Origin of the sequence: Bacteroides xylanisolvens XB1A (assembly GCF_000210075.1) — a bacterium.
GTDB classification, from domain to species: domain Bacteria; phylum Bacteroidota; class Bacteroidia; order Bacteroidales; family Bacteroidaceae; genus Bacteroides; species Bacteroides xylanisolvens.
This window is the reverse complement of sequence record NC_021017.1, coordinates 4037709-4047828: the sequence shown is the minus strand read 5'-3', so window position 1 is coordinate 4047828 and position 10120 is coordinate 4037709. Positions and strand designations below refer to the sequence as shown.

5 protein-coding genes are annotated in these 10120 nt (G+C 40.4%); 2 read left to right on the top strand and 3 right to left on the bottom strand.

Translation table 11 applies throughout. The features are described 5' to 3' along the window. Positions 1-191: 191 nt before the first annotated feature. A complete protein-coding gene (locus tag BXY_RS15470) occupies positions 192-3323 on the top strand; it encodes a SusC/RagA family TonB-linked outer membrane protein (RefSeq protein ID WP_008642206.1) in 3132 nt (1043 codons plus the stop codon). Between the two features lie 24 nt (positions 3324-3347). Beyond that, a complete protein-coding gene (locus BXY_RS15465; protein ID WP_008642204.1) occupies positions 3348-5429 on the top strand; it encodes a RagB/SusD family nutrient uptake outer membrane protein in 2082 nt (693 codons plus the stop codon). A 92-nt stretch (positions 5430-5521) separates the two neighbouring features. On the opposite strand, the gene BXY_RS15460 is transcribed toward BXY_RS15465, so the two are convergent. From BXY_RS15460 to BXY_RS15450, 3 genes are all read right to left on the bottom strand, one after another. After that, positions 5522-6211, bottom strand: coding sequence for an SGNH/GDSL hydrolase family protein (locus BXY_RS15460; RefSeq protein WP_008642203.1), 690 nt, complete (start codon positions 6209-6211; stop codon positions 5522-5524). Positions 6212-6299: 88 nt separating this feature from the next. Beyond that, on the bottom strand, positions 6300-7682 hold the full coding sequence (locus BXY_RS15455) for an alpha-d-galacturonidase (RefSeq protein WP_015532398.1): 1383 nt from the start codon (positions 7680-7682) through the stop codon (positions 6300-6302). Between the two features lie 62 nt (positions 7683-7744). Then, positions 7745-9835, bottom strand: coding sequence for a beta-galactosidase (locus tag BXY_RS15450; RefSeq protein WP_015532397.1), 2091 nt, complete (start codon positions 9833-9835; stop codon positions 7745-7747). Positions 9836-10120: the final 285 nt, after the last annotated feature.

The window sequence follows — 10120 nt, the reverse complement described above, 5'->3', positions numbered from 1 at the left end:
ATAATAAATATGCTATGTAAATATAGAAATACCATACAATATATCATACAACTAAACCTCTATAAAGTACTACATTACAGGAATATCCATATAAAATACAAAAAGAAACAAAAAGTCTTCATTAGAGGATAAAAAGATAAATCAACAATAAAGAATCTATAAACCAATATTTATAACTTAATAATTAAAGTATGAAAAGCAACAAAAAAGGTAATCACCTGTATGCCTATAAGGATACTATCCGACGGCTATTTCTTCTCACTTTGTTCTCCTTTTTAATAGTAGAATCCTATGCCCAAAACAAAACGATTTCGGGTACGGTTACAGATTTTACCGGAGAACCGGTTATTGGTGCCAGTGTGTTGGTTAATGGTACTACTAATGGTACAATTACTGATTTAAATGGCAAGTTTTCTCTTTCCAATGTACCAACCAAAGGTACAATCACTATCACTTATATAGGATACAAAAAGCAAGAAGTATCCGTAGCAGGAAATACTAACTTCAAGATAACTCTTCAAGAAGATACTGAAACGCTGGATGAAGTAGTAGTTGTGGGCTACGGTGTACAGAAGAAAAGCGATGTAACTGGCGCTATGGCCCGCGTAGGAGAAAAAGAATTAAAAGCAATGCCTGTAAGAAATGCATTGGAAGGAATGCAGGGCAAAACAGCAGGTGTGGATATTACATCTAGCCAACGTCCCGGAGAAGTCGGTAACATTAACATTCGTGGGCAACGCTCTATTAATGCAGAGCAAGGACCACTGTATGTCGTAGATGGTATGGTAATTCAAAATGGAGGTATTGAAAACATCAATCCTTCCGACATTGAAGCTATTGACATTTTGAAAGATGCTTCGGCCACAGCCATTTATGGTTCACGTGGTGCCAATGGTGTAATTCTCGTAACTACTAAAAAAGGAAAAGAGGGAAAAGTCACCCTGAACTATTCAGGTACTGTTACTTTTGAAACATTACATGATGTCACAGAAATGATGTCTGCCACAGAATGGCTGGATTATGCTCGCCTAGCCAAATACAATGCGGGTTCTTATGCTTCGGCCATTCCAACTTATGAAGCAGATAAAGCAGCATTCGGCAGTGTAAGCGCTTCGTGGAAGAATATCGAGCAAGCATGGTCAAATGGCAATTATGATCCCTCAAAGGTCGGCTCCTACGACTGGGCATCTCACGGCAAACAGACGGGTATCACCCACGAACATACCTTAAGTGCCTCCGGAGGTTCGGACAAATTCCAAGGTTATGCTTCATTCGGCTATCTAGATCAAAAAGGAACACAACCAGGACAAGCCTATGAACGTTATACATTAAAGACATCATTTGACGTAACTCCTGTTGATTGGTTCAAAATGGGTTCTTCAATTAACGCATCATATTCTACTCAAGACTATGGATATAGTTTCTCTAAATCCGTAACTGGTTCCGGTGACTTCTATAGTGCATTAAGAAGCATGATCCCATGGACTGTGCCTTACGATGAAAACGGTGAATATGTCCGTTATCCAAGCGGTGACGTAAATATCATCAACCCCATCCGAGAATTAGACTATAATACCAATCAACGCCGTACTTTCCGTGCTTCTGCCAGCATGTACTCACAGATTGATTTCGGAAAAATTTGGAAACCACTGGAAGGTTTATCCTATCGTCTTCAGTTTGGTCCCGAATTTCAATTTTACACTCTAGGAGTTGCTAACGCTGCTGATGGCATCAATGGAGATGGTAACAACGGTGCACAATATAAGAACGAACAAAAGCGTGCATGGACATTGGATAACCTGATCTATTACAATAAAACTCTAGGTCAGCATAGTCTAGGAATGACATTGATGCAATCCGCTTCTGCCTATCATTACGAGATGGGAGATATGAGAGCCACTAATGTAGCCTCGTCGGATGAGCTTTGGTATAATATGGGATCTGCCGGTACATTGAATTCCTTTGGTACTGGGCTAACCGAAACTCAGATGGCATCTTATATGGTTCGACTGAACTATGGTTACAAAGATAAATACTTGTTAACGGCATCTATGCGTTGGGATGGTGCCTCTCAATTAGCCGAAGGACACAAATGGGCAAGTTTCCCCTCTGCAGCTATTGCATGGAGAATGGATCAAGAAGATTTCATGAAAGACATCAGTTGGTTGAATCAGTTGAAACTTCGTGTAGGTATGGGTGTCACAGGCAATGCAGCTATCAAAGCATACGCAACCAAAGGCGCTATCACAGGCTTATACTATAACTGGGGACAGAATGAGTCATCCTTGGGCTATGTACCTTCCGATCCTTCACAAAAAGAGCCTGCTAAAATGGCTAATCCAACCTTAGGCTGGGAACGAACTACACAATACAATGTCGGTATTGACTATGGCTTCTTTAATAACCGACTCACCGGTAGTATTGATGCATACAAAACAAAAACCAATGACTTATTATTAGAAATGTCAATCCCTTCATTAACGGGTTATGTTTCTACGTATGCCAATGTGGGTAAAACATCCGGATATGGTATTGATTTGCAAGTAAATGCAATACCAGTACAAACCAAAGATTTTACCTGGAGCACTACTTTAACATGGTCTATGGATAGAAACCGAATTGACGAATTATCTAACGGCAGAACTGAAGATGTGAATAACAAATGGTTTGTCGGTGAAGAAATCGGTGTTTATTACGACTGGGTATATGATGGAATATGGAAAACGGAAGAAGCTGAAGAAGCTGCTAAATACGGACGTAAGCCAGGACAAATCAAAGTAAAAGATTTAAATAATGATGGTGCAATAGATGCTAACGATGACAAGCAAATTGTAGGGCATACACGTCCACGCTGGACAGGTGGATGGAGCAACACTTTCAGCTATAAGAATTTTGAGCTTTCCTTCTTTATTCTGTCACGCTGGGGATTCACAGTCCCGCAAGGAGCTGTAACGCTCGACGGTCGCTATATGCAACGTAAAGTAGACTATTGGGTGGCTGGTACAAATGAAAATGCAAAATACTATTCACCCGGCTCCAACGGCGAAGGAGCCGATGCTTTCAACAGTGCAATGAACTATCAAGATGGATCGTACATTAAAGTACGTAATATTTCATTGGGCTATAATTTTACCCCGCAACAATTAAAGAAGTTGGGTATCAATAATTTGAAGCTATATGTTCAAGCCATGAACCCATTCAATATCTATAAGGCATGTGACTTTTTAGATACAGACTTGGTAAACTATGACAATAATACCAAGACATTTGGTTCACCTACCACTTTGAAGAGTTTTGTAATAGGTGTCAACATCGGATTCTAATCAACAAATTAAAGTAAAGACATTATGAAATTAAATAGAATATTATTTGCTGCTTTAATAGCCAGCGTAACAGGAAGCTCGATCACATCGTGCAGTGAGTCTTTCCTTGATGAAAATCTTACGACTCAATATAGTACAGACCGTTTTAAAACCCAGGAAGGTCTTGATGAATTGGTAACTGGCGCCTATCAGAAACTTAAATTTAAATTCAATTATATATGGGGGATCCAATGTTACAATATGGGAGTGGACGAGTTTACCGATGCTAACAATGTAATTCCTGCATGGAATCACTATAGCCAGGATTTAAACTCATCTGAAAATGGTGCCAACCAACCCATCTGGGATAATTACTACGGACTAGTTGAACCCGCAAACATATTGATTCAGAACCTACCTCAATATTATAATCAGAGTTCACCTACATACAACACCCGTTTAGGAGAAGCACATTTCCTTAGAGCTTATGCTTATTTTGAATTAGTAAAACAATTTGGTGGCGTACCTTTGAAATTAGCTCCGTCTACAAGTGCCGAAACATATTTCACACGGAATTCTGCTGAAGAAATATACATACAGGTTATATCTGATTTTGGAGAAGCCTACAGACTACTTCCCAATAAAGGTGAATCAATCGGACGGATTAACAAATATGCTGCCGCACATTTCCTTGCAAAAGCACATTTATTCCGTGCATCTGAATTGTACAGCGATTGGAATAGTAATTATGTAGCATCCGACCTCGATGCTGTTATTCAATATGGTTCGGAAGTTGTAGATGCACATCCGTTGTGTAGTGATTATGTAGAACTTTGGGACTATGAACAGCCAAACGGAGCCAATGAAAAAGTAAGCGAAGTGATTCTAGCGGCTCAATTCTCTAATGATGAATCAACATGGGGACGCTATGGAAATCAGATGCATCTTTATTATCCGGCCGTATATCAAGGCAATGATATAGGTGGATGTAAACGTGACATCTCAGGAGGACGTGAATTCTCATACGTAAGTGCTACAGAGTATACCATGCAGGTATTTGACCGTGTCAATGACTCTCGTTTCTGGAAATCATTCATCACCTGTTATGGAGCCAACGAAACCAAAAGCGCTCCTACCTGGACAGCAGAAGATATGCCATACGCTCCGGCAGGTGTAAAAGAAGGTGACAAACGTTTTAGTGGAGGTGAACTCGGTATGAAATACATCGTTAATGACCCGGGAGACAACCGCTATGAGAAATATCCCAATGCTCCGGCATATACTGTTTTGAAAGATGGAAAAATGTGTAACACGTACACATATGTACGCTATTTCAAAGGGCAGGAACACAGTTGGAATGTAAATGAAAAAACAGGTAATTATTACGATATCATACCACACAAGCGTTCGGTAGCTTTATCTAAGTTCCGTGATGGTTACCGTGTTTCTATTGCGTCTCAATTCGGTACTCGTGATGCTATTATCGCCCGTTCGGCAGATGATGTACTAATGGTTGCTGAGGCATATATTCGTAAGGGGGAAGCCAACTATGACAAAGCTATCGAGTGGATGAATAAATTACGTGAACGTGCCGGTTATAAAGCAGGCGAGGATCGTAGTAAGAATGTAGATGGCGGACAAGCCTATAAGAACAATCCTTATTGTTCGGGAAAGGGGGGCGGTCATTCTTCTGAAGGTGCTATTTACTGGGAAGAAAATACTTATTACGAGTCAAACAATATAGAACAGGAAACCACTGCTTCTACCAAAACAACAATGAAATTAAATAGTGTATCAGATGTATATAATTCTACAGTAGATGTCCCTATTTACAACGAACTGGGCTGCACATCCAATGCTGACAAAATGATGTGCTTCCTGTTGAATGAACGTACAAGAGAACTTTGTGGCGAATTGCAACGCTGGGAAGATCTGGCACGTACCAAGACGTTAGACGCCCGTTGGCATAAATTCAACGATGGTGCCAGCAGAGGTCTTGGCGAATTCAAATCGGAGAAACATTACTATCGTCCGATCCCCCAAGCCTTCTTGGACGGTATCACCAATTCAAATGGTTCTGCATTAAGCAATGAGGAAAAGAAAGCAATGCAAAACCCGGGATATTAAGGTAAACAACTAATCCTATTGCCACTTGTCACTCTTCGAAATAGAATTTCTAATCAAAGAAGAACAAGTGGCAATATTTTTTAATGCTCCTTTCACTTCGTCTTCTTCACCATGAACTCTTTAATCTGTTCACTAATCTGCTCCATTCCCTTTATTGAAGGATGCCCACTCTTTTTGTCAATGTCATGCAATTCTATGCAATCAATATTATAATGCCTGCAGATAGTTCTGACTGATTCATTAAACTCTTCCTTTAAACCGGAATTCAATAGAAAATAGATTTCAACATTAGGATAGCGATCAATCATGTGATCGAGCATATAAGCCATAGCCGGACGAAATTTATACAAATCATCTTTAGCCCACCCCACATACTGATACTCCCCAAGCGGAGAGCCAGCCCAACAATCATTAGTTGCGCCAAAAACAAAAATTACATCCGGACAACCCAGTTGATCCATACGGGTTATAAAAGAACGATCCGAGTAATCCTCGTTGCGATAACCCGTATTACAAATCGTTGCACCCGAAAATGAATTATTGACACAAAGGCGGTAATTATTCTCTTTAATGAATTTATGCCACCACGTCTGTTTTACTGAAGTCACATCTGTTTGTTGTCGTGGAGAGACATAATACCAAATACTATTCGTATCTGGTTGTAGATATCCTTCAAACGTTGAATACGAATCGCCTAAAATAGAAATAGATTTCAGGCTTTGGGCAAAACTTATACTGCTACATAAAATAGTTAGTAGCAGCAAAAAACAGGATTTCTTCATACTAGAATAAAGTTTTCAATTTTGCCGCTAATATACTACATTATGCTAATATGACAGTACGATTTTTTCTGCCAATTTCAGAAAATGATTATTTTACTTCCCTTTCATAGGTCACATTCTTCTCTACTACATTCTCCACATTATTCACTTTCTTCACGAACTTCTTCACTTCCCCTACCTTCACATTCTTGATTGTTACATTCTTCACCGGAAGTTTTGCATCTCCTTTCAATTCGTAAATAGCGTCTGCCGACTCACAAGTGACTTTATCCATATAAATGCCATCAATACGGGTAATTCGTTCTTCATAAGTAGGTACCAAATCTTTCCATTGATAAAGCACTTCGGTATCTATTTCAAGTACACGTTGAGCCGTTCCTGCCTGTACGTTCTTCATATAAACGTTTTCTATAAACCCACCTCTACGATGATTGGTTTTTACGAAAAAAAGACGCATTACTGAATTCGGAGCTGTGCAATCATGCATATAAATATTCCGTATTCCTCCGGAAATTTCACTTCCAATACCAAGTAATGTATGTCCTTTAAGAATCTGGCAATTACGGATAACAATATTTTCGCAAGGAGTATTTAATCGCCAGGCATCTTGATTACGTCCGGCTTTAATCACTACTGCATCATCACCCTGATCGAAAGAACAATCTTCTACCAGAAAATTACGGCTCATTTCGAAATCAATACCGTCATTATTATCTCCGTGCGCTTTTACATCCAGATTACGTACCAGTCCTCCGTCACACATATAAAGATGAATGGTCCAGAACGGACTTTCACGAATCTTAAACCCATCCAATAAAACATTCTTGCAGCGATTGAAATGAATCAAGTGCGGACGAAGGTGGTTCTCTCCTACCGCCATTTGACGTTCAATAACAGGAACATCGGTCGAAGCTTTCGTATATAACTCTTTCAATGCCTCCAAATGAGGTTGAGGACGTTTGAACCATACTTTCCAAGTATCCATCTTCGGCTGAAGAGTCCCTTTACCTGTAATTGCCACATTCTCACATTCAAAAGCATAGAGTAATGGAGAATAATTATAACATTCCAAACCTTCCCATGAAGTCATCACTGCCGGAAGATAATCAGAAGGATTATCCGTAAAATTCAGAATTGCATTCTCCTCCAAATAAAGATTTACATTACTTTTAAAATGAATTGGCCCAGTTAACCATATACCTGCCGGAACAACAACACGTCCGCCACCTGATTTATGACACGCTTCAATAGCGGCAGCAATTGCTTTTGTATTGTTTACTTCACCTCCGTTTTTTGCTCCGTAATCTGTTATCAAAAAGTCTTTGTCCGGATAGATAAATACTTTAATAGGTTGCATAGGGAAAGGAGCTTTCACCTTTACCATTTTATAATTATCAGCGGCAAAAGTAAAGGAAGCTGTCAATAAGCAAAGGCAGACAACTACCATCGGTTTCAGTAAGTAAGTCTTCATTACAATATCATATTTTTAATTCTTCAAACACATCAAAGATAAGAATATTAATTTATAGCCGGTCACATTGAAAACACCAATACACCCGCTGTAGGAATATTTGTAGTTCCAATCAATGCTTTGGCTCCTTTCGGCAAGTTGAAGGCATAGGGCTGGTCTGAATAGTTCAAAACAATTCCCAAGCCATTCCGGTATTCCATTGTCACGCCATAAGGCAAATCCATTACCGGGATATTCAGCTGTGCATATAGTTTTTTCAATATATCTTTTTCCAATGCTCCGTTGTGGCTGTCCACTCCAACATAAGTAATCGTACCTTTCCCCAGTTTGCGGAAAGTCACGGCCGGACTTCCTGCGTAGAATTCGTTTTTATAAGTAGCCCATATTTGAGCATCTGCCGGAGGATTCAGAATCTCTCCCCATGTATTCCAGGCATACTCTTTTCCGTTCATAACAACAGTACCGGGATCTTCGGGAAGAAGCAAATCATAAAAGTTCATTTCATTTCCGGTCAGCGGAGTAATCATAGAGCCAAAAGGAGCCTCCGGGAGACGACCATAACGATCCTTCTGCGCCGTACGACAAGTCAGAATGAGGTTTCCGCCATTCTTCACATAAGAAGTCCATTTGTCCACCAGTTCTTTATCAGCTAATTGATAAGCCGGCGCAATGACGACCGGATAATCGGATAAGTTCTTGGCTTCTGATATAAAATCGACGGGGGCTCCGAATGATTTTAAGGTACGGTAATACTTTTCAATATGCACAAAAGTATCCCAAGTCCGGTTTTGCTTCTGTCGCTCAATGCTCCAGGAGTTTTCAGGATTGAAAAGAATAGCTGTACGACGTGCCAGGTAATCAGCAGGCTTCGCCTCACGGGGAGCATAATGCTTACGAAGTTCACGAATCTCTTTTATAAAAGTTTCATACTCTTTTCCACCGGGGGTAACAGTCACTCCGTCTGTTCCTACTATTCCATAATGATACTGTTCTGTACCATAGAGCGGTTGGCGATAGCGGTAGGTACAAATAAAATCACTTCCACCGGCAAATACACTCCACATCCATAGACGGACAGCTCCCGGAAGAGGCTGGGGATTGATACTGCCCCAGTTCACTTGTCCCGGTTGCAGTTCCATTACACCATACGTTCCCTGTATCGGACGGAAAAAATCATTCGCCCAAGCAATACGCAATGGATTACCTACACGATAGCCCCGACGACCGATTCCCTCATTATCTCCATATACCATGTAACGGGTATAGCTTTGGAAATCCAACGCAGGACTACCACCAATATGTCCTTCATCATAGTTCGGTATATAATTGGTTGTTACCCATTGGTTCTTTGCATATTTCTTGATTAGCAGGCATTGCTCATTCAGAAAATCATTGGTTTGCGTTGCTGCAAAACGACGGTAGTCCAGGATTTGATGATGGTTCATAAACATCTGTACACGCTTGGGAAGCGTTATTTCATCAAAAGAAGAATAAGCCTCACTCCAAAAAGCAGTTCCCCAGGCATTATTTAAAAATTGAATGTTATTATTGTATTTGGCACGAAGAAAATCACGGAAAGCAAGTTCCGCTTTCGGATTATAGTCAAACTGTACGGCAGGCTCGTTATCGAGTTGCCATCCGATAACACGAGGATCGTTACCATAGTGCTGCGCCAGTTTTTCAATCATCTTATAAGATAACTCTCTGTAAAGAGGAGAAGCAAATGAAGCATGCTGACGGGCACCGTGGTCAAGTACCGTTCCATCTTCATTCTTCAACAGAATTTCAGGATATTTCCGGCTCATCCATACAGGAGGAGTGGCAGTAGACGTACACATTATAACTTTTAAATCATATTTGGCAGCTAAAGCTACCGCTCTGTCAAGCCAGGCAAAATCATAACGTCCTTCTTCCGGCTCCAACTGCGCCCAGGCAAACTCGGCAAAATGAGTAAATTCAAATCCCAGTTCATGCATTTTCTTGAAGTCACGTTCCCACTGGTTTTCATCCCAGTGTTCAGGATAATAGTAGACGCCTGTCAGTGTCAGATCTTTGTCATTAAACCAAGAAGAGGGTTGTGCTGTAGTTGAAAGAGTCAGCAGGCAGGCGGCACAAAAAGTTGCCAGCATTTTACTTTTTATCATATACTTCATAAATTCAATTGATTATTAATGTTAGCTATTCTTTATCATTCGTTTTATAAATGGGAATTTAGGGGCGTAGCGCCCCAACAAGGTTTCCATTCGGCATGTTATCGTTTTAGACATACCCTAAAGGGTGGAACTGTATCTCTTTCAGGGAATACCGAATGGAAACCTTGCTCCGGCGCTACGCCGGTAATGAGAATTTATCGGTTAGGCTGAAAGCCTTACAATCATATATTTATCGGGATGCCCTGAAAGGGCTTAATTATATAGCGTAGGGCAACGCCCTACGAG

Bases quoted from the DNA above. Each gene is read 5' to 3' on its own strand.
- BXY_RS15460 (WP_008642203.1), bottom strand. From the start codon at position 6,211: ATGAAGAAATCCTGTTTTTTGCTGCTACTAACTATTTTATGTAGCAGT.
- BXY_RS15470 (WP_008642206.1), top strand. From the start codon at position 192: ATGAAAAGCAACAAAAAAGGTAATCACCTGTATGCCTATAAGGATACT.
- BXY_RS15455 (WP_015532398.1), bottom strand. From the start codon at position 7,682: ATGAAGACTTACTTACTGAAACCGATGGTAGTTGTCTGCCTTTGCTTA.
- BXY_RS15450 (WP_015532397.1), bottom strand. From the start codon at position 9,835: ATGAAGTATATGATAAAAAGTAAAATGCTGGCAACTTTTTGTGCCGCC.
- BXY_RS15465 (WP_008642204.1), top strand. From the start codon at position 3,348: ATGAAATTAAATAGAATATTATTTGCTGCTTTAATAGCCAGCGTAACA.